This window comes from Vibrio azureus, from assembly GCF_002849855.1.
GTDB classification, from domain to species: Bacteria; Pseudomonadota; Gammaproteobacteria; order Enterobacterales; family Vibrionaceae; genus Vibrio; species Vibrio azureus.
In genome coordinates this window covers 1,429,920-1,452,453 of the sequence record NZ_CP018617.1, presented here as the reverse complement: position 1 = coordinate 1,452,453, position 22,534 = coordinate 1,429,920, and the positions used below count along the sequence as shown (strand labels likewise).

Sequence of the window (22,534 nt, the reverse complement as noted above, 5' to 3'; positions counted from 1 at the left end):
TATGCACTCAGCATTATGGATAAGTAAAACAGGCATGGCTGCGCAAGATACTAAGATGACAGCCATCTCTAATAATTTAGCGAACGTTAATACTGTTGGCTTTAAGCGTGACCGAGTGGTTTTTGAAGACCTCTTTTATACCATTCAGCGTCAGCCGGGAGCACAAGTCGATCAAGTTAACACCTTACCAAGTGGTGTTCAGTTGGGGTCAGGTGTTCGTGTTGTTGGGACTCAAAAAGTATTTACTCAGGGCAATACTCAAAACACAACGCAAGAGTTGGATTTAGCGGTGATGGGCCAAGGTTTTTTCCAAATTGAAAATTCTGATGGGCAGATCATGTATACCCGCAATGGGCAGTTCCATATTAACTCCGAAGGCCTGATGGTTAATAGTCAAGGCTTACCATTACAGCCATCAATTCAGGTGCCGGATAATGCCACATCTTTTTCAGTTGGAGTGAATGGCATGGTCACAGCGACAACATCCGATGATCCTACGCCACAAGCACTAGGCCAAATCACTTTAGCAAAATTTGTCAATCCAGCCGGTTTAGAAGCCATTGGTGGCAATTTATTTAGAGAAACGGCTGCCAGTGGTCCTGCGGCAGATCTCGCACCGGCTACCGACGGTGTTGGCAGTATTAAGCAAGGGGCATTAGAAGGCTCGAATGTTCAGGTTGTCGAAGAAATGGTTGATATGATCACCACTCAGCGTGCTTATGAAATGAGCGCCAAAGTCGCGTCAGCAACAGACGATATGCTTAAGTTCGTCTCGCAGTCCTTGTAGTAATTATTGGTGATGGTAAGGAAGAAGCAATGAAATGGCTTTCAAACAGTTGGGCAGTGGTCGTCGTACTGCTGGTGGGGTGTGCTGGGCGTGAGGAGTTTATTCCTCCTGAGCCTAATGCACAAGAATATGCACCACCAGTGCTAGATTATACATTACCAGAAAAAAAATCTGGCAGTCTTTATCGTCACCAATACACCATGACGCTTTTTCAAGATCGCCGTGCGTATCGAGTTGGAGATGTCCTGACGGTTCAACTCTCTGAAGAAACGAAATCAAGCAAAAAAGCAGGCACTCAATTTGGTAAAAGCTCAGGTGTCGATTTTGCTGTACCGACGATTGGGAATAAAACATTTGATGATTTCGGCGCGAGCCTTGATGCCAGTCGAAACTTTGATGGTCGTGCCTCCAGTTCGCAAGGAAACAAGTTACAAGGTGCGATTACTGTGACGGTACATGAAGTGTTACCTAATGGTGTGCTGCGAATTAGCGGTGAGAAATGGTTAAGGCTTAATCAAGGCGATGAGTTTATTCGTTTAACTGGCATTGTTCGAGTTGATGATATTAATCGGAGTAATCAGGTGTCTTCTCAGCGAATTGCAGATGCTCGAATCACCTATTCTGGTCGTGGAGCCTTGTCAGACAGTAATGCTGCAGGATGGTTAACACAGTTCTTCAACAGCCCATGGGTACCCTTTTAATGAAATCACTTAATGTATTTTTTTGTTCTTTTTTATTTTCTCTGACGGTGGCAATGCCAATGCTGCTAAGAGCTGAAACGAGCGTTCCAATTATGGACTTGGTGGATATTCAAGGTATCCGAGAAAACCAACTCGTGGGATATGGCTTAGTGGTTGGCCTCGCAGGACAAGGTGACCGCAATCAGGTTAAATTTACTGCTCAATCGATCACTAATATGCTCCGCCAGTTTGGTGTTCAAATTGATGATTCGATGAACCCGAAGTTGCGTAATGTGGCTTCTGTTAGTGTTACCGCATCGGTCGATCCAATGGCAGGACCGGGGCAAACATTAGATGTTGTTGTGTCATCTATTGGCGATGCGAAGAGCTTACGTGGTGGCACGTTGTTATTAACCCCCTTACGAGGCATTGATGGGGAAGTGTACGCCATTGCTCAAGGCAGTGTTGTTGTTGGAGGGCTCAGTGCTGAAGGCAGTAGCGGTTCCAAAATTGCTATGAATATTCCAACGGCAGGGCGAATTCCTAACGGTGCAACGCTGGAGCGAGAAATTGAAACAGATTTTAACCAGCGAAGTGAAATTACCCTAAATCTACGCAAACCTAGCTTTACTACGGCAAAAAATATTGCCCGTGAAATTAACACAATGTTTGGGCCTAATGTCGCGAAAGCGATCAATAAGGCACGAGTTGAAATGGAAGCGCCAATGGATACTCAGCAACGTGTCACCATGATGTCAATGCTGGAAGAGCTCAGTGTCGTTGAAGGCAAAAAGCCAGCTCGAGTTGTGTTTAACTCTCGAACTGGCACCGTTGTTGTCGGTAAAAATGTTCAAGTTGGTGAGGCGGCGGTCAGCCATGGCAATCTTACGGTAAGAGTGTCGGAATCTCAGCAGGTGAGCCAACCGAACCCATTTGCTCAAGGCAATACCGAAGTTGTGAATCAAAGTGATATTGATATTGAACAAACGGAGGCGCAAATGCTGATTTGGCCTGCGGGGACAGAACTCAATACCATTGTTAATGCAGTGAATAGCTTAGGGGCTTCACCTTCAGATCTCATGTCAATTTTGCAGGCTCTCGATGAAGCTGGGGCTTTAAATGCTGAGCTGGTCGTTATCTAAGGAGTCTGATATGAAGTTACAAGAACTGGGTAATTCTATGAATGTAAATCGTGTTCTTTATCATGACAATAGCGCGGTGATGAACATTAAGCAGCATCAAGGCAGTAAAGAAGCATTATCGACGATGGCTGGTCAATTTGAGGCGATGTTTTTACAAATTGTGCTGCGTCAAATGAGAAGCAGTAGTGATGTTTTATCTGCAAAAAACTCGCCATTTTCCTATCAAAATCAGGGTGTTTTTCGCGATATGTATGATGGTCAATTGGCGATCGAACTGGCTCAAAAACACAATGCGGGCATTGCACAGATGCTGATTAAGCAATTGAGTCCTGTAGAGCAAAGCCGTCCTGTTGAAGCTTCTCGCTTTATCAATGCTGCAAACGAAGGCCGTCATTCAAGTGATTTTGTTTCAGGAAGGAAGGCATCACCGGTGCATCTGACTGCAGTTGATGTGAGAGAGCGCATAACATCGCTCTCTTCTGCTGATGCTAAATCTGCGCGACAAGATCTAAACATGCTAGAAAATCCAATGCTTGAAGGAATTAATACTGATCCCCAAACGGTCGCTTCTCTAGAACAGGTACTCAAAGAAGCGGGGATGACAACAGCGTTTGCTCAACCGTTACTCAAAACAATGGAGTGGTAGATGAATCTTGTAAATATAGCCCTTTCAGGGTTAAGTGCTAACCGAGTAGCCTTGGGCGTAACAGCGCAAAATGTCGCCAATGTGAATACTCCAGGTTACAGCCGACAGCAGGCATTATTTGCCTCTGTCGAAGGTGAGAAACATAATATTTTTAGTCCAGGAATGGGTACCGAAGTCACCAGTATTCGGCGTGTGACGGATCAGTTCTTAGTCAAGCAGGTATGGTTAAGTAATAGTCTCGCCTCTTACGCAAAAAGCTATAGTGCAGGCCTCAGTCAACTGGAAAATACTTTTGGTGCTGATGGGTTTAATCTTTCGGCTGGGTTGGACTCTTTAAATGCTGCATTGAATGATGCAACGGTCAAACCAGAGTCAATACCTTATCGTCAGCAAGTGATTAATGAAGCAGAAGCTTTGGCACAACGGTTTAATACGTTATCTGAATCGTTGCACAATCAAAATCATGACTTGAACCAGCAACGAGAAGCTGGACTGGAAAATGTGAATACGCTACTGGCGAATATTGCGACGTTAAATAAGCAACTTGCAGAAATCAATGGGGTAGGAGGAAACCCTTCGCCACTGCTTGATAAACGAGATGCCGTGCTTGGAGAACTGTCACAATTAGTAGAAGTGAGGACAACCTCTCAACCCAACGGAGGATTACAAGTCACGCTTGCTTCTGGACAACCTTTAGTGATGGGGTCTGAGCACGGCTTATTAGGCAGTGTACCGACAAAAAATGATAATGACCTTTCTCATTTGACTATCCAGTTTTCTCAGCAGCAATTTATGGTGAATCATTCCGTTGGTGGTGAGCTGGGGGCGATTCAGGATTATCAAAAAGAGATTCTTCAACCTCACCAAGTTGCATTAGACGATATGGCGAAAGCGCTCACGCAACAATATAACTCCCGATTGGCAACGGGGATCGACCTCAATGGACAACCAGGTAAACCGCTTTTTGATTTCAATGTAGACAGTCCAGCGGCAAGCTTAAGTGTTAATGATATACGTCCTGCAGAGTTGGCTTTTTCAAGTGATGGAATGCCAGGTAATGCTGATGTATTAAATGCTCTGATTGGAATCAGTAATCAGTCCGTTGCGGTGACCGGATACGGTCAACTGAGCTTAAATGAGGCATTTAACTCAATGGTAGGAGAGCTTGCGATTAAAGCTCGCCAAGCTAATACAGATCGAGATGTGAAAAATGCGATGAATCAGCAGGTTCAAGCGGAACGCGATAATGTGAGTGCGGTGAATATTGATGAAGAAGCCGCAAACCTAATGACTTTTTCTAATGCACATAACGCGAATGTCAAGGTCATCAGTACAGCGAATCAACTCTTTGATGCAGTGCTGCAATTGTTCTAAAGGAGGTAGACATGAGAATCAGTGACAGTCAATTTAGCCAAATGATGTTACATAGCTTGCAACGAAATAATGCTGGCTTAGGGCAAGTGCTGCAACAAATGGCGACCGGTGAGCGTTTAACAAAGTTGTCTGACGATCCTATGTCGTCAATTAAGTTGTTGAATTTAGAGCGAGAGGGAAGCGCATTAGGACAATATAAAAAAAATATTGCCAACGTTACTACCACATTATCTCAGCAAGAAGTCCAATTAGAGACCATGGGCAACAGTCTGATGAGTATGCGTGATTTGGTGTTATGGGGAGCCAATGAGTCCCTGACAGATCAAGACAGAACCGGAATGGTGATTGAACTCAAAAGCTATCGTGATGCGATTCAATCTTCCCTAAATAACCAAGATGAAGAAGGCCACTTTCTCTTTGCGGGGACACAATCAAACCAAGCGGCGGTGACTAAAGTTAATGATAAATATACCGTAGTGGGTAACGATGACAAACGAATTGTTACCGTCGCTAAAGGCGTGACCATAGAGGCAAATGTAACCGCCACTGAGCTTCTAAGGCGTGACTCAGGTGAGAACGTGCTTAATCAGATCGATGCTTTAATTGCAGAATTTAAGAGTCCGAGCGAGCAGTTTCAAGCGGAAGTCGGGGCCAGTCTGTCGAGCATTGATGATACGTTGGCTAATGTTCTCGGCGCCAGAACGGAAATAGGTGGGCGTCACAATAATTTGGCGTTGTTAGACAGTGCACATGGTGAGAATACTTTGTTTGTCGATAAAGTGACCAAGGAGTTATCGGCATTAGATTACGGTGAAGTTTCTGTTCAATTACATAACTTTCTGGCTGCGCTGCAAGCGACACAGGCCAGTTATGTCAAAATAAACGATCTGCGTCTCTTTGATCGTATGTGAGCTTAAGAAAGGAAAAATATTATGGCGATGAGCTCTGTCGAAATCACTTCACCAAGTCTTCCTTTGGGAAAGAGTGGGAAAGCCCTAATTACCCCGACTCGCTCTATGAGCTCCGGTGGCATTATAAAGCCGCCTGTTTCCTCAACGAACGTTGAAGCTTCCATTTCCTACTCGGTCACGGGAGTTCGCCTTAATCAAGGGCAGCAGCAAGCGACTGCGGTGCAAATTGCTTCTCAATCTTTACAGGTGATAGGCAAAGAGCTAACGAGCATTAAACGTAATCTGACGCAAGCAATGCAACGTGGTTTGGCTAATGCTCATGGGATACAAGAACAATTAATTCGCTCAAAGGCAGTGATAGAAAGGCAAGTTGAAAAAACACGCTTTGATGGTCAAAAGGTCATCGATAATGGGTTACGTTTTAACTTGGATCGGGCAGATATACGGCGTTTCTCGATTCCGGGGCTCAATACCAACAGGCTAAGTGATAAAGCAGAGCAGGTTCGTCTTGACTTTCCACAAGGCCAATCAGTGATGATACATTTCGATGGGCATTCAGAGCCATCTAAGATGGTAAAGATGCTCGATAGAAGCTTGATTCCAATGGGGATGAGAGCATCTCTTGCTGGAGATGGAGCGATTTTGTTTGAAGCTCGTGATGCTGCCTATCAGCTCATGCAGCAAAAAGTAAAGATCACTGGTGAAGGACATCGCTTCCCGGCTGGTCAAGCGAACCTGATGACACTCAAGTCTGAGCCAGATGGCGTCAATGAAATGACGTTTGATTTGGGGTCTCGAGAGGCCATAAAGCAAGCTATTTCGAACGTGAACCGACATCTCCGTCAGGTCAGAAGCAGTTTCGATGCCGCAAAAGCGTTCCATACTGATTTACAAGATCAAATGCAAAGAATACACCGTCAGGATTTACTCATGAGCGATGAAGTGAATCACAAATTAGAACAGTGGACATCGGCTTCCTCAACTTTTACAACCACGTTTGAAGCCTTAAATGCTCAAGCAAATGTACGACGTCACACTGTTGTTGCGCTGCTAAAGTAATCTATTCCAACTACCATATACCCAAGGTCAGGCTTGGGTATTGCTGTTAACCTAGGGTATTAATGTTAACTTAGGATATCACTGTCAAATTGGGAAAAGAGTATTCATTTGACTGTCCAAGAGCATTTTGAGTTGGCTCAGCCCTTCTCTCAATCTATCTTCTGTATTGATGGACATTAATGATAGGCGAATATGACGAGACTCAAGGCCTGTAACATCAAAATAACTGCCGCTGCTGGTTAAGATATGCTCTGTCTTGGCGTGTTGTACAAAGTGCTCGGCTTTCCAGTGGTTGGGTAAAGGCAACCAAATGTGATAGCTACTGTCATCACTGATAAAGTCAGGCAATACCTCGCGAGCGATCTGTTGTCGTTTTTGGGCGGTAAGACGCTGTTCATGTGCGAGTGTAAAGGCTTCACCGGATTCAATAAGCTCTGTTGCTGCCTGAAAATTGAGGGGAGAAGGAAGCCAAATATTTGCCCGAATGAAGGCTTGTATTCGCGTGATTTGCTCGTTCGGAGCTTTAATATAACCACATCGCATCGCCGGACTGATGGCTTTGGATAACGCAGAAATATGAAAGGCATGATCAGGAATAAAATTCGTGATTGCAGGAATGGGCTCTGCGTTAAGAAAGCCATATATATCATCTTCAATCAGCCAGATATTGTGTTTGGCAATGATTTGAGCGACCTCTTTACGACGCCATACGGGCATGGTAATTCCCGTTGGGTTTTGGTGTGAGGGGATGAGGACGACTAATTTAGGCTGATGTTCCACAATAGTCGTTTCTAAAGCCTCAGGTGAGACACCATAATCATCCATGGCCACGCCGACAACTTGACGTCCTGAAAGATTCGCAATGGCAAAAATACCAGGGTAGGTCAGTGACTCAACTGCAATGGTATCGCCAGGCTGAGTAAAGGTTTGAATCAGGAGCGAGAGGGCATGCTGAGCGCCATTGGTTAACAGGGTATTGTTGAGATTACCACCTTCTAATCCATAATATTTGGCCCAATGACAGCCCGCTAGGCGATGAGCTTTATGCCCGGAGTGTTCGACATAACCGATGAGTTCGGGAGTTAAATGATCAGCAGTTGCGGAGTACGCTGCTCGGATTGCTTCAGAATTTTTGTGCAAGCATGGCTGAAGAATCGAAAAATTAAAGTCATGTCCGTGTTCAGGTGCTTGAATCGCCTGCCCGAGCGCAGATGTATCACACACGTAGGTCCCACGGCCAACATGAGACTTGACACGACGCTTATTAACCAGGAGTTGATAGGCTTTGGCGATAGTTGCTGGTGTTGTTTTTAACTCAGCAGCGAGTACCCTGTGAGTCGGCAATTTTGTATTGGGGCGGTATTCGCCTTGATTAATACGTTCCTCGATCACTTTCGCGATATGAACGAACTTTGCACTACTCACAAATACTCCTTGGGCTGATAATTAGGATGACTATACCCAAGTGACCTCAAGCATCTTGAGGTTACTTGGGTATATGACTTAGTTTAATCGAATTAATATACCAATGTCACTTTAAGGTGCTATGTCTACCCAAGTGACACGATCCCAAAGAGTGTCTGGCTGAACACAATATCTTGAGATTACTTAGGTTTAGCTCAGTCAGAGGCGCATTATTTTACCATTTGTGGCGTTATACTTCCCCTTCCTTGCACATCCCATTAAGTTGGCTTTGAGCGAGGTTATGGCCTTGTTCGGCAGCTTCTTTATACCATTTTACCGCTTGGGAATTGTTTTGAGTAACGCCTTCACCATCATGGTACATCAAGGCTAGGTTAAATTTAGCGTCGGCATCCCCTTGCAAGGCTGCTTTTTTGTACCACATTACAGCTTGGGCGTGATTTTGAGCGATGCCTTCACCTTCATGATACATCAGAGCTAGGTTAAATTGAGCACGAGCATCACCTTGTTTGGCGGCTTTCTGGTACCACTGGACCGCTTGGGTATCATCTAAGTAAATACCATCACCTTCATCATACATTGTACCTAAATTATTTTGAGCGCCGGCATGTCCTTGTTCAGCTGCTTTTTTATACCAAGATAGTGCTTCGGTTTTGTCTTGAATCACGCCTCTGCCAAGGTAATACATAGATCCTAGGTTGTATTGAGCGTCAGCCTGGCCTTGCTCTGCGGCTTTTCTGTACCAAGACTCGGCTTGTATCTCGTCTTGAGAGACGCCTTCTCCTTCGTAGTACATGACGCCGAGATTGTTTTGGGCGTCAGCATCCCCAAGTTCCGCTCTATGAAAATATTCTACCCTTTTGGCTTTATGTGGTTCTTCCTTTACCGCTGAGCCGATTATAAAGAGTATTAAAATAAAAATTATAATTATCATCATCTCTGTTTTATCTCTGATTGTAGTTTTTGCTTTATTTTTGATTTTTGGTTATTTGTTCAGGGGTTATTTCTATGTTAAGTCCGTCTTGGAACCACTGACCGCTTTTGCATTGTCAGGAACGATTTTTATAGCCCTATCGTAGATAAGAAGTCTTTTATTTATTCCGCGTTCATATCAGCTAGATATATTTGTGCATCAGGATGATCTTGATCGGCTGCCTTTCTTAGCCAATACATCGCTTGTTTCTTATCTTGAGTAACACCTCTGCCTTCATCATACATAAGACCTAGGTTATTTTGAGCGTGAACATCTCCTTGCTCGGCGGCTTGTGTATACCAATACACTGCTTGAGCTTCGTCTTGAGCGAAGCCTTCACCCTCATCGTACATTACGCCAAGTGCATATTGAGCTTCTGCATGTCCTTGTTCGGCCGCCTGTTTGTACCAATATGCCGCTTGTGCCTCGTCTTTAGCAATCCCTTTTCCATCGTCGTACATAGTGCCCAACGCATATTGAGCCTCTGCATTTTCTTTCTCGGCGGCTTTGGTGTACCAATGAAATGCTTTTTTATCATCTTGATTGTTATAGTAATTGTCACCAAGTGCGTACTGAGCGTAAGCATTTCCTTGGTTGGCGGATTGTGTCAGCCAGTATACTCCTTGGGCCTGATCTGGAGTGATCTCTCTCCCTAGAAAGTACATTGCTGCCAGGTATAATTGAGCTTCATCATCCCCTTTTTGGGCGGCTTTTATCAAACTTTCAGTGGCTTGTGTATAATCTTGAGCATCAGTATCTTCTTGTTCAGTATCATATAAACATTCTTTCGCTTTATTTAGACGGTTCCATCCAGCCAAGCAGACAAAAAGTATTAATATAATAGTAATTAAAGTCATCATTTCTATCTCTGTTGTATATTTATTGTGGCTACCAACACAGAATAGGTATTACACCGCAATATCTAACAACAATGATATCAAGTTGTTGATTTTCATTGTCACTGAAAGAATAAGCGGAATCACTATTTTGAGGTTACTTGGCTATATGTGCCGTGTACTGAGTTGCCCAATGTGGTGCAAACACTGTTTTTAAAATTGACATATGTCAATGAGATCGATTAAGGTGTGTCAATCTTATTCGATGTGATTACTTTAGGAGCTGAATAATGCGTTCATCTAACAACACAGTACATGTTGCTTTCATTGGGTTGGGAGTAATGGGCTACCCAATGGCTGGACACCTAGTCAAAAATGGATTTAATGTCACTGTCTATAACCGCAGTGTTGCCAAAGTGGAACAATGGGTTAAAGAGCATTCTGGTCAGTCGGCTCCTACGCCTTCTCAAGCTGCTCAGGGGGCAAACGTCGTCGCAGTTTGTGTTGGCAATGATAATGATGTTCGAAGTGTTATTTACGGTGACACCGGGGTATTAAATAGCATGCAGCCAGGTTCTGTTCTTATTGATCACACCACAACATCGGCTGAATTGGCTCAAGAGTTAGCAGGAAAGTGTGCAGAAAAAGGCATTCAATTTATTGATGCCCCAGTGTCCGGTGGTCAAGCTGGTGCTGAAAATGGCAGCTTAACCATCATGTGTGGCGGTCAACAAGATGCTTTTGAGAATGTGTCAGAAGTCATGTCCAGTTACTCAAATCAGGCTGTTTTAATGGGTGAAAATGGTCAAGGTCAGCGCTGTAAAATGGTGAATCAGATTTGTATCGCTGGTGTTTTAAAAGGCCTAAGTGAAGCGGTATTGTTAGCACAAAAATCGGGTCTTGATATGGAACAAGTTGTGAGCGTAATTAAGCATGGCGCGGCGGGTTCTTGGCAAATGGAGAACCGTGCGGTCACCATGTCACAAGATAAATTTGATTTTGGCTTTGCTATTGATTGGATGCGAAAAGATCTCGATATTTGTTTGAATGAGGCGAAGAAAAGTGCACTGAATTTGCCGCTTACTGAAGAAGTGAATAATCAGTATCAGGGTCTACAAGAGAGAGGTTTAGGGCGAATGGATACGTCGGTTTTAATCAAAGCTTACGATAAAATTTAATGGGATATTCCCTCTTCTTAGTTGCTGTTTTTGAAGCTCAGTTTCGATAACTTAAGTTTCTAAGCTTTTAACAAAAATAAGCCCAAGTCATACGGCAGCATACCAATGGTACTTGGGCGCTTCCTTTGTTACGTATACCAATTGACCTCAAGATGTTTTGAATTAAGCTGCTTGAAGTCACTTGGTAATAGAATTAGATAGAGCTTGCCGTTTGATTGAGAAACTCAAGTTGCTTCTTTTCGTTTTTGCTCATTTGGTACGGAGTTTGCGATAGGTGATCAGCGTTAAAGCTTCCAACTGGATAAACGCTGGTAGCTGCTTGGCCGTATTGGGCTTTTTGTCCAGGAAATCCTGACATTTTTTCGATAAAAATATTTCGTAATTCATAGCTGACATTGCCGCTTGGTAAGACGCTGTGAAAGGCTTTTAAAGCAATGGTATGTGAGCCTTGAGGCAATCGTTGTTTTTGTGTCAGCAGGGCAACGACAGAGCCATCTGCTTGATAGAGACTTCCGCGAACACGATAAATACCATTCTTCTCCACTTGGAGTGTCACAGGGATAACCATATCAGTATTATCTGCGTAGCTTTGGCCGACGTGAACGACATCTGCAATATGTGGGTATAGACGGATATCTGCACTGACAATATCTTCGCCTTGTTCAAATACGGTTCTGGCTATTAATCTTAGCTCTTCTGGCCAGCTCGCTTGAGGGGTGATCTCCCATTCCTCATTTCCCATTGGGAGACGACTAAGCACCTGCTGATTTTGAACATCAACGATTTCAAGAGTGCTAGAAATCACTGGGGCTGATGAGTGGAGAGCGACGGTAATGCTATCTGGGTAAAAATGTCGGTATTTGTTCACACTCAGTGCTGCCTTTTCGCTTCCCCCTAATACGGGTAAAGAAATTGTTTCAAAACGGTTCCAATGCAAGTAAGGGCTATTTTCGTCCGTGATTGGTTTTGAGTAAGCCGGATGCTGAAGGGTCTGCTCATGTTGATAGGCGATCAATTTAACGTTTTTTAGTGAAGAAACATGACTCACAGATGGAGAAGGCAAATCTGCTTGTTGTTGTGTTTTATCACCTAATGTTGTGGGTTTGGCTGGCATTGAGTGTGAGTGTGCTACTTTATTGACGCTTGTTGTTTCTTGTTCTTCTGAGTCATGCACTGGTTGCTGTAAAATTAAGAACGCACTCACGCCACCCGTGGCAATGATAGCGGTAAGACGCTTTTTATTTTTCATGCTCGACACCTTAAGTTATTAATAATTATTCAAAATATATGAAATTAGAGCCAAACATAATAAATGTTTGGCTCAGAATAACAAATTAAAGTTGTGATGCTACTTCAGACATCGTCTTTTGCTCAGAGTCTTGTACATAAATATAGTGAGAGCCAAACCAGCCGCTTTCTTGGTAGGTCTCTACTTTGATCTCTTTACCATCAGAAAATGATACTGAAGGCGTACCTGAAGTGATATGGCCTTGGTGTTTTGCACCAACCGTTTCACCGTGGCTGTATCCGTCTCCCATGATCAGTGGGTAATGGTTTGGTAGAAAGCGAGTGACTGCTTTAGCTTGTTCTTTGACTTTACCGTTCATTGAAAGATTATAAAAACAGCTTTCAAAGTCACCAGAACTTGCAGAGCCACATGATGAGTGCACTGCTACCACACCATCATCATTACCCGGTAAGAAGCTCGATGTTGCCTTTAGATAATCGGAACCATTACCAACAAAGCGAATTCTAGGAACACGGTTGTCAGGCAACATAGAAATTTGACGAGCATTCGCCACTCTTAAGTCATTCAGAACCCCCGTATTTTCCTTTGTCGGGCTTTCGCCTAACCAAAGTGAAATCGCATAACTTACAGCGCTGTCGTACCAGTCATTGCCGTCGGTGAAATTGATGGCTAGATCGGCTAATTCAGAACCGCCACCAGCACCAGCAAAGTCAAGGCTTGCAACAATATTCAAAGGTGGTAGGCCAGCATTTTCAAGCCAGTTTTCTTGATTATCAAGTAAGTATCTTGCTACTAAGTCACCCGTAGAGTGGGTCACAAGGATACAGCCTGTATCACAAGTGCCATTTTGCGATAATTCTTGTAGTTTTGGCCAAACATAGTCACTGCTGATTCTCCCCTCAACTCGCTCATGAGAAGGCCAATCGATACGAGCATCGGCATATTGTGACCAATAATCTTGCCAGTAAATATCACCATCGGCTTCTACTTCCGTTTTTGTCGGCTTAGTTTGTAACTGACCTGCTTGAAAACCATGAATCAGGATAACTTTGTAATCTCCTAATGCTGCATTTGCTAGAGAAGAAAAAAACATTGTTAGCAAAAGAGTAGTGAGCGCATGAACTTTATTTTTCATAAAAAACACCATATTGATATTTGTATTTTTTATGATTATCAAAAGGGGTGGGATTGAGCAATGTATTTATAATTAAATTTATAGATATTGAATGATGATCTTATGAATTGATTTATTTTTACATTTTGCATTAACCATGGGTTATATACTGATACTCACTTTTAATTCAAATAACCTGACATTTTTTTATTTTTTTGTTCTTATTTCCTCGTATTGTTAGCTTTTTTATTTCTAAATCTATCATTTTTTTTGCTTCTGTATGCGTTTTTTGTGAAAAGTTGAATTTACCTGAAACTGAATAAGCATGTTTGTTCATATGGTCTAGTATCATTGGCAGAGTCTCCGATACATAACACTGAGAGGTGAAGTTTTATGCCTTATAAAGCCATTGTTTCTGATTTAGATGGAACACTGCTTAATGCTAATGGTCGACTATCCGATATCACAAAGACAGTTTTAACCCAGCTTTGCGATGCTGGAGTCGAAATTGTTTTTGCCACAGGTCGTCATCCGAGAGATGCCAAACTCGTTGCAGATTCATTAGGACGCAATATCAGTATTGTTGGGTTAAATGGTGCATTAACTTGGTGCGGTGAGAGTCAGAACATTATTGATGAACAGTATATTAGTCCCGAGCAAATACATAAATTATTGGAGTTGGTACAGGGGCATGATGTTCATCTTAGTTTTTTTGACCGTGATGGGTGGAAGTTGCTGGAAGAAAATCAAATGGCTAAGCAATACGCTTCTTTCTCGGGCTTTCCCTATAAAGTGATTACAGCTGAGGAAATCAGTCAGCTAAAAATCAATAAGTTACTTCTTTGGAAAAACCAAGGGATCCAATTCGTCGAAGAGACGATTAAGCAGCACTTAAGTGGTCAACTTGAATGTTACCGGACTTCCGAGCACCAACTTGAGATCGGTCCGGCTAATGTTTCAAAAGCCAGTGCCGCGACCAAGCTACTCGCTCAAAAGGGCATTTCCTTTCAGAAACAGGCTATGGCATTTGGTGATAGCCTTAATGATTTGCCTCTCTTAAGCCAAGCTGCGCAAGGTGTGATTATGCGTAATGCGATGCCAGACCTCGCTAATCAACTCTCTATGTTACCCATCGCCGATTGTCATTCTACAGATGGCGTAGCTCGTTTTCTCCAACTCAAATTTGATGTTTAAGTCAATAACTTTAAAGGGTATATATAATGAAGTACCTCGCATCCAGTTACGAAAAGTCATTTTACATCGATTCGCAAACAGAAGTTTGTAATGTTATTTCGAATACGTATATGGTTTGGGATATTGAAGGGGAGTTTATTCCTGATTTTATGCAACAAGCGATTGCGTATGGCTTTCGTGAACCGTGTTTTCATTATCAATATACACTGGAAGGTGAAAAGCTCTATAAGGAACTTAAAGTTGGCAGTATCGATATTCCTTATTTTGATTTTTCCAAAGCCCTTTCACCAGAACAAGCATTTGATGGCCTGCTTGAAGACTACTATCAAGATAAAATGATCTTTGATGGTCGACCACTTTTTAGAGGTGCAGTAGCAAAAATCGAGTCGAATCGTTACAAAGTCATTATTATGGTTCATCATATTTGCTTAGATGGGACAGGGTTTCAATTATTTTTCTCCAATATCAAATCTGCTTATCAAAGACTTATTCAAGGTGAAATGCTTTCTGGGGCAGAGCAAACCAATGAGCTAAACCCTCTTGCTGATGAAACGTCGAGTCTTAATGAGCATGAGCGATCTTTCGATGTATGGTTGAATGCGTTGCGTAACGAACCTGCAAGAATTGAGTTTGGTCATGTCACTTATCCCGAACAAAGGCGTGTTGAAAGTGAGCATATATCCTTGGATCATCAGCTTAGCCATCAGGTTAAATCGTACTGCCGGAAAAATAGCCTGACCATAAATTTATTCTTCAAGGGGATATATGCTCTGTTGGTTTCTAGGATCAGTAATCAACCTTTGATTACGATGACTTCACCGATGGACAGGCGAAACAAAAATACCAAACAAACGATCGGATGTTTCGTTAACACTAGGCTTGATATATTTGATCTTAACGAGGTTAACACCTTGGATGATTACTGGCTGCAAATTAAGCAATTCAGTAAAAATACCAAAGCCTTTGGTGATATTCCTTATATGGAATTAATACATTACCTGAAGCAAAATAGTGATCAACCTGAATTAATGGTGAGTAATGTTTCATTTGGTAGTACGGTTGGAATCAATGAGACACAATCGCTGGAGCATAATTGTTTCATCACCCAGAACTACAGTTTTATAGATTTAAATACGGATATCCAACTTCTTTTTTGTGAAAGCAGTAGGCAGAGTTTTAACTTCCGTTTCGACTACTTAAAAACCTATGAACATAGTGGGATTTTTAAAGATTTTTTACCGCGTTTGAGACGATTGGTCGAATATTGTATTTCATTGAATCAAGTGGAATTATCTGATCTTCCTTTTTTAACACCAAGAGATCTTCCCCTCCAAGAATATCAAGCGTTTCCTCAGCAATCGTTGGCTCAATTGGTACATCAATGGGTAGGCAGTACGCCCGAGGCGATTGCGCTGGTGAATTCCGTTTCGGGTGAAGCGATCAGCTATCAACAACTTCATAGCAAAATCTCCGATGTTGCTCATTATCTCACGGAAGTTAAAGCTCGAAAGCCACAGTCGGTTAACCCTTGTGTTGCGATCAACTTAACTTGTTTAACGGATACTGTGGTCAGTATTCTTGCGACTCAATATTTAGGGCTTCCGTTTACTTGTGTGGATTGCAGTGCTCCTTTAGCGAGACAACAATTTGTGATGACTCAATTGTCGCCTATGGTGTTGATTGGTGAAGCGATCGCGTTGGAAGAAGGCGGGCATTTTGAACATTTGGCTTCATTAGAGGTGTTACCTCGTAATGCAACCTTGTTTGAACCTTGCCATGTCACTGAACATGACATCAGTCAATATATCTTTACTTCTGGAACGACAGGGCAGCCTAAAGCGGTTGAGCTATCGCATCGTGCTTTTGTCAGCACGTTATATGAGACAAGTGTGATTCCGGTTGGAAAAAATGTCCTTTATTCGGCAAACGAAGCCTTTGATGCCGCTTCCTTGCAGATGTGGTTGGCTTTATTGCACGGTCGCACTTTGGTGATCCCGGGTCGCAATGAAATTGCCAATCCAGACTGTATGGAACGCTTGATCAACGATCATAAGGTTGATCATCTTTTCCTGACCACAGGACTTTTTGAAACTTACATGGCATCGACCAAACGGGAGATGTTTAACGACCTACAGACACTGACTTTTGGTGGTGATGCTGTCTCTAAGCAAGCAATAGAGCATGGCATGGAGTGTAATATCCAAAACTTATTAAACCTTTACGGACCGACGGAAACGGCAATATTTGTGACTTCACATCGTTGCTCACAAGAAGACCTTGTTGAAGGAGCGATTCCGATTGGCAAACCACGCCCGAATGCGCAAGTTTGGATTGTGGATGATCATGATCGTTTACTTGGACCCGGTATGGTTGGCCACATTATCGTATCAGGACCTTGCTTAGCGGAAGGCTATGTAGGCGCGCCAGGCCAAAATGATAAGTTTTGTGAACGAGTGATTAAAGGGTGCAACGGCGATCAACCGCAAACCATTTATCGTACTGGAGACTTTGGTTATTTCCGTCAAGATGGCGTGCTGATCTTCCGGGGCCGTCGGGATGACCAAATTAAACTACGTGGCTACCGTATCGAGCTTTCGGAGATCCGCCAAGCTCTGGAGCATATCCCAGAAGTCCAAATGGCTACTGTGATTCTTAAAGAAAAAGCCAACAATAAACAATTGCTCGGTTACTATCAGGCAGAAGAGCCAATTGATGTCAAAGCGCTACGTAAACAGCTTCATCATTGGCTTCCAAGTTATATGGTTCCAGCTCATCTTATCCATGTTGAAGAAATGCCATTGAATCGTAATGGCAAAATCGACAAGCAAAGGTTGCCTGAGCCCGTTGAATCGAAGGAAGAGCAAGGTGAGTTGACGCAGCAGCAAAGAGTGTTGTTGCAACAGGTTTGTAAAGTGCTGGACTTGAATTCAGTGTCATTGAGTGATGATTTTGTTGACCAAGGGGGCGACTCAATATCAGCGATTCTTTTATCTGTGGCACTGGAAGAGCAGGGAATGCGTCTTACTACAGCCGATATCATGAATTTTCGTCTATTTGAAGAGATGGCTGATAGAATCTCGGTTGCGGAAGAGTCCTCGGTTGAATTGGGTGAAAAGTTTGGTCATTTCAATTTGCTCCCAGTACAACAGTGGTTTTTTGCTCAAAACTTTGTTAAACCAGAACATTTCAATCAAGCCGTTATGATGAAGTTACCTGAGTCTGTTGAGCTTGCTAATTTAGCATCGGCTCTAACTCGTTTAACTCAATACCATGATGCATTTTGGCTGAGATTTCATGACAGCAGCCAGCAGACTTTCTCCGAAATGGGCGATTACCATTTTGAACTGAGAGAGTTGGAGGAGCTGAATTGGCAGCATGCTGAAGAAGAAATTGCCCAATTAAACACGTCCTTCGATCTGCATACTGGCCCTTTACTGAAAGGGTTACTCCTGCGTATTACGGACGAACAACAGCCGATCCTTTATCTCTGTGGTCATCACCTGATTGTGGATGGCGTATCTTGGCGACGCATCAGTAGTGATCTTCAGGGCTTTTATGAACAAGGCGCCAATTTTCAGCCAACACCTTATACCAATACACAAGGTTATCGTAAGCACTGGGATTGCTTCCGATACAGTGATACAGAAGTCGATTATTGGCTCAGCTCTGGAGCGAATATTTCACCCAAAGCTGAACTAGCAAAGGATGTGAAACGAGGTCATTTCATCCTTTCTGAGGACGAAACTCAGTCCCTGTTGGGTAGTGCAAATCAGCCATATGGTACCAATACCAATGAGTTGCTTATTAGTGCCCTGTATTCCTTCTTCGGCAGTAAAGGACGATCATTTAATCTGCTGCTCGAAGGGCATGGACGTAAGTCCTTCTCGGATGAGGTGCGCTGTGATGCTACGGTAGGGTGGTTTACCAGCATTTTCCCTCTCTGCTTACCAAAACATGATGACACTTGGCAGCAGTTAATCAAAAAGACTAAGCAGGCGTTACGCAGTCTCCCTTCTAAAGGGGAAAACTTTTTGGCGATTGCTTACGGCCATAACTCTGAAGCAGTGAGAAACGAATTCCAATCACTATTAAAGTTGCCGATCAGCTTCAACTTCTTGGGGCGCTTTGGACGAGGTGGTGATGAGGCATGGCAAATAGAGCAAAAGTATAATCAATATCTTGTCAGTGAGGATAATAAACCACTACGTGCCTTAGATATTAATGCATGGGTCAGTGATGAAAAGCTCTATGTTGAGTTTGATATGGTTGAAAGTGCCTTTCAAGATATAAGTGTGGAAGAGTTGAGCCAGAATATTCATAGGTCTATACAAGCACTTCTTGGACATTGTACTGCTGATGATTGTCTTGGTGGTTTAACGCCGAGTGATCTTACTGATATTAGCCTTGAGCAAGAAGTCATTGAAAATTTGGAAAAACAAGTGGGTCGATTAGAGAATATTTACCCAGCAACTGACTTTCAGCGAGAGCTTTTGTACTTTAATCGTGTCAATCCTGATTATCAGATTGACCAGCTTTACTTTGAACTGGCTGGTGATTTAGATGAAGAAGCTTTCGTAACAGCGTGGAACCGAGCTCTGAGCAAACATGACATGTTAAGGGCAGGATTTGATGATACTTATACCGAGGGAACGCCACTGGTCCTTATTCCTCGCCATGTCGAGCTACCATTAACCTGGCAGGATTGGCAAGATAAAGATTGGGAGACAGAGATTCAACATGCTGTTCTTAATGAACGTCAGCGTCCATTTGATTGGTATAATCCGCCTTTGCTTCGATTGCTGCTAGCGCGTACCGGTGAATCAAAACACATTTTATTATTTACCTTCCACCATGTTTTGTTTGATGGTTGGTCGATGCAGATCTTTTTACGTGAGATCAGGGATGACTATGAAAAACTGGTAAAAGGTGAACCTCTCCAGATCGAACAACGCAGCTTCATTGGTTTTCCTCGTTGGCTTCGCGCTCAGCCGAAAGAGGTATCAGCGAGTTTTTGGCAAGAGTACCTTTGTGATGCACAAATGAATATGAGGTTCAAACCTGACAATCATGGTATAGATGCCAATGCATTGCGTATTCACTCCGTTGTCGGAGCACTAGACAAACAGCAAAGTGAGCAATTTAGATCAGCAGCAATAAGCCATGGAGCGACGGTTAACCAATTTTGCCAATTGGCTTGGGCTGCTATGTTGTCTCAATACCTAGATAGCAGTGATATTGTTTTTGGTACCACAATGACTAACCGGCCGATGGATGTTGGTAAAGTCACTGAATTGGTCGGACTGTTTGTTGCAACACCACCACTTAGGGTTCATCTCGAAGGCCCTATTTCTCAGATGGTGAAAAAGTTGAATGAGAATAATCAACAACGTATCGATCATGCGTTTTATGATCTTAACCATTACGACGATGAATGGCGACCAACGGCACCATTTGGCACTTTATTTGTGTTCGAAAATTATCCTGAACAGAAAGGTGAGGATAAATCGAGTCTAACTTACCGACATTTAGGTACGGTAAGTGGCACAAACCATCAGATCGTTTTGTGCTTATTTCCTGGCGAATCTTTAGGGTTTAGTTTGTATTATGATCGCTCTGAAATTTCTGCAGAATTAGCTTCTCAGATTGCTAATGATTACCAAGCGATGTTAATTAAAATGATTCGAGCAGAAAGTGCAGGAGACTTGATGGGTTAAGTAAAAGCTAGGCTACAAATTGGCTGCCCAAGTATTTCGTTGTTGCTTGGGTACATCTTTTGGCTTATCAAATGATATTATCATCACTTGTTCTACACTAAAAGTATTCCTTCATAATCCGAATAGATAGCGTGATTATATGCAAATAGGTAACGCAGCGCTTGTTCTCTCTACGGTTGGTGTTATTGGGCTTGCTTGTCAATGGCTCGCTTGGAGAGTACGCCTGCCTGCGATCCTTTTCCTCTTGCTTGCTGGCATCCTTATTGGACCTATTCTTCAATGGCTAAATCCTGATGACTTATTAGGAGAGTTATTATTTCCACTTGTATCGCTAGCGGTGGCTGTCATTTTATTTGAGGGCAGTCTGACGCTTAACTTGAAAGAAATTCGTGGTGTAAGTGGATCGGTATGGAAGATTGTCTCGTTTGGGGCCATTTTTTCATGGATTGCTACGAGTGTAGCGACGCATTATTTGTTAGGTTTTAGTTGGGAATTAGCCGTCTTGTTTGCAAGCTTAACCATAGTGACAGGGCCGACGGTTATTGTGCCAATCTTAAGAACTGTACGTCCAACCACAAAACTGGCTAACATCTTACGTTGGGAAGGGATATTGATTGATCCTCTCGGGGCATTATTTGCTGTCATGGTGTATGAGTTTATTGTCTCACATAGCGCTATAAATAGTGTTGAGGTATTTGCATTGATTGTGGTGATCGGTGTCATCATTGGTTCGGCTTCTGGTGCGGCGGTGGCGAGTATATTAAAACGCAGATGGTTGCCCGAATACTTGCAACCTTTTGCAGTGCTTATGGTAGTGCTGGGCGTTTTCTCACTATCAAACCAACTTGAATCGGAAGCCGGTTTACTCACTGTTACAGTCATGGGGCTATGGCTTGCCAATGCAAAAGGGATCAACATTCAACAAATATTACATTTCAAAGAGCACTTAACCATATTGCTGATCACAGGGTTATTCATTTTTTTAGCTGCTCGCATCAGTATTGAGCAGTTTACGGCATTAGGCAGCGGTGCCATTTTATTATTTTTGTTTATGCAGTTTATCTCTCGACCTTTATCTATTTTCTTATCTACGATGGGCAATCAGTTATCTTTTAAGGAGAAGGCATTCTTATCTTGGGTCGCTCCGAGAGGCATCGTTGCCGCTTCTATTTCTTCTTTGTTTGCGATTAAACTCGTTGACAATGGTCTCAGCGAAGCAATGTTACTTGTGCCTATGACTTTTATGATCATCATAGGCACGGTTGTACTTCAAAGTTTGACCGCAAGAAAAATGGCGTCTCTACTCGGTGTTTCAGAGCCTGCCCCTCATGGTTTTTTCATTATCGGTGCTAACCGTGTTGCAAGAGAAATTGGTCTAGCCTTAAAGAAATATAATCGGAAAGTATTGTTAGCGGATTCGAATTGGGATTACATCAGTCAAGTTAGGATGCTTGGCATGGATTATTACTACGGAAATCCTATCTCTAGCCATGCTGATGATAATCTTAATTTGATTGGTGTTGGACAGGTCGTGGCACTGACCCCAGATCAGCATTTTAATATTATGGCTTGCATGCATTTTGTTGATGATTTTGGTGAAGATAAGGTGCATTGCTTACAAAAAAATCGTTCAAGTGTTAATGAAAAGCACTGGCTTGCGGAAGAATATCATGGCAAGTTGCTAATGGGAGGAAATGTCAGCTACAGCCAATTAGCAAGTTTATTTAGCCAAAATGCGGAGATAAAGCACACTAAGATAAGTGAAAACTTCACTTATGAAGACTATAAAAAGCATTATCAAGATTACCTCGTTATCCCTCTCTTTTATGTTTTGGAAAAAGGTAAAATCCAGTTTTGTGACGTGTCTGAGTCAGTCGCTATTCCTAAGGTATGTACATTGGTAGCCTTACATCAACGAACTCAGACAAACCGTTCTTCTGGTTAATGCCGGAGGGCTTTGCATTGCCATATTTTCACCAGCTTCCTTTTATTGAGTTTGTTGACATTAAAATTGATTTCGAACCAACTTATCGCAATACTTGGCGATTGTTTTTAGGTTATTTGGCGTATTGAAGTGACTGTGAACGGAAGTTCAGTGTTAGTGAAGATTACGTTTGATAACTGAGTGCTGATGGCGCTTTTGTAATTACGAAATTAATCGTGCGAAATCCGATAAACCTTCTATGTTAACAAGGTAGCTGAGTAGACTTAGCTCAAGTTATTGATGCTAAAGCTAATAGTTCTTGAAGTCATTT

16 protein-coding genes are annotated in these 22,534 nt (G+C 42.7%); 11 read left to right on the top strand and 5 right to left on the bottom strand.

Annotated features, from left to right (window positions below):
* Position 1: 1 nt before the first annotated feature.
* Genes flgG through BS333_RS20205 form a run of 7 tightly spaced genes read left to right on the top strand, consistent with a single transcriptional unit; the run spans position 2 to position 6,599 of the window.
* Positions 2-787, top strand: coding sequence for a flagellar basal-body rod protein FlgG (flgG, locus tag BS333_RS20235; protein ID WP_021709752.1), 786 nt, complete (start codon positions 2-4; stop codon positions 785-787).
* Between the two features lie 29 nt (positions 788-816).
* A complete protein-coding gene (gene flgH / locus BS333_RS20230) occupies positions 817-1,488 on the top strand; it encodes a flagellar basal body L-ring protein FlgH (RefSeq protein ID WP_021709753.1) in 672 nt (223 codons plus the stop codon).
* Complete coding sequence (locus tag BS333_RS20225) at positions 1,488-2,609, top strand: flagellar basal body P-ring protein FlgI (RefSeq protein ID WP_021709754.1); 1,122 nt, start codon at positions 1,488-1,490, stop codon at positions 2,607-2,609. The genes flgH and BS333_RS20225 overlap by 1 nt, the downstream gene beginning before the upstream one ends.
* Positions 2,610-2,619: 10 nt before the next feature.
* Entirely contained in the window at positions 2,620-3,255 is a 636-nt protein-coding gene (locus BS333_RS20220; RefSeq protein ID WP_021709755.1) for a rod-binding protein, read from the top strand.
* Complete coding sequence (flgK, locus tag BS333_RS20215) at positions 3,256-4,629, top strand: flagellar hook-associated protein FlgK (protein WP_021709756.1); 1,374 nt, start codon at positions 3,256-3,258, stop codon at positions 4,627-4,629.
* Positions 4,630-4,640: 11 nt separating this feature from the next.
* Complete coding sequence (gene flgL / locus BS333_RS20210) at positions 4,641-5,540, top strand: flagellar hook-associated protein FlgL (protein WP_021709757.1); 900 nt, start codon at positions 4,641-4,643, stop codon at positions 5,538-5,540.
* A 21-nt stretch (positions 5,541-5,561) separates the two neighbouring features.
* A complete protein-coding gene (locus BS333_RS20205; protein WP_021709758.1) occupies positions 5,562-6,599 on the top strand; it encodes a hypothetical protein in 1,038 nt (345 codons plus the stop codon).
* 84 nt (positions 6,600-6,683) lie between these two features.
* Here BS333_RS20205 and BS333_RS20200 read toward each other — a convergent pair whose 3' ends face one another.
* The 3 genes from BS333_RS20200 to BS333_RS20190 all read right to left on the bottom strand — a co-directional run bounded on the left by BS333_RS20200 (position 6,684) and on the right by BS333_RS20190 (position 9,854).
* A complete protein-coding gene (locus BS333_RS20200; RefSeq protein WP_021709759.1) occupies positions 6,684-8,024 on the bottom strand; it encodes an aminotransferase-like domain-containing protein in 1,341 nt (446 codons plus the stop codon).
* Positions 8,025-8,253: 229 nt separating this feature from the next.
* Positions 8,254-8,958 carry a tetratricopeptide repeat protein gene (locus tag BS333_RS22540; RefSeq protein ID WP_021709760.1) on the bottom strand — a complete coding sequence of 235 codons (705 nt, stop codon included), beginning with the start codon at positions 8,956-8,958 and terminating at the stop codon, positions 8,254-8,256.
* Between the two features lie 158 nt (positions 8,959-9,116).
* On the bottom strand, positions 9,117-9,854 hold the full coding sequence (locus tag BS333_RS20190; RefSeq protein ID WP_021709761.1) for a tetratricopeptide repeat protein: 738 nt from the start codon (positions 9,852-9,854) through the stop codon (positions 9,117-9,119).
* Positions 9,855-10,120: 266 nt separating this feature from the next.
* Here BS333_RS20190 and BS333_RS20185 point away from each other — a divergent pair, with 266 nt between their 5' ends.
* Complete coding sequence (locus BS333_RS20185; protein ID WP_021709762.1) at positions 10,121-11,008, top strand: NAD(P)-dependent oxidoreductase; 888 nt, start codon at positions 10,121-10,123, stop codon at positions 11,006-11,008.
* Positions 11,009-11,201: 193 nt separating this feature from the next.
* On the opposite strand, the gene BS333_RS20180 is transcribed toward BS333_RS20185, so the two are convergent.
* Positions 11,202-12,257 (bottom strand): hypothetical protein, encoded by a 1,056-nt coding sequence (locus BS333_RS20180; protein ID WP_021709763.1) that lies wholly within the window; start codon positions 12,255-12,257, stop codon positions 11,202-11,204.
* Positions 12,258-12,342: 85 nt separating this feature from the next.
* On the bottom strand, positions 12,343-13,392 hold the full coding sequence (locus tag BS333_RS20175) for a hypothetical protein (RefSeq protein WP_021709764.1): 1,050 nt from the start codon (positions 13,390-13,392) through the stop codon (positions 12,343-12,345).
* 372 nt (positions 13,393-13,764) lie between these two features.
* Here BS333_RS20175 and BS333_RS20170 point away from each other — a divergent pair, with 372 nt between their 5' ends.
* From BS333_RS20170 to BS333_RS20160, 3 genes are all read left to right on the top strand, one after another.
* Positions 13,765-14,565 (top strand): Cof-type HAD-IIB family hydrolase, encoded by an 801-nt coding sequence (locus BS333_RS20170; protein WP_021709766.1) that lies wholly within the window; start codon positions 13,765-13,767, stop codon positions 14,563-14,565.
* Positions 14,566-14,591: 26 nt separating this feature from the next.
* Positions 14,592-20,279 (top strand): condensation domain-containing protein, encoded by a 5,688-nt coding sequence (locus tag BS333_RS20165; protein WP_021709767.1) that lies wholly within the window; start codon positions 14,592-14,594, stop codon positions 20,277-20,279.
* A gap of 139 nt (positions 20,280-20,418) precedes the next feature.
* Positions 20,419-22,224 (top strand): cation:proton antiporter, encoded by a 1,806-nt coding sequence (locus BS333_RS20160; RefSeq protein ID WP_021709768.1) that lies wholly within the window; start codon positions 20,419-20,421, stop codon positions 22,222-22,224.
* The last annotated feature ends 310 nt before the right edge of the window (positions 22,225-22,534 follow it).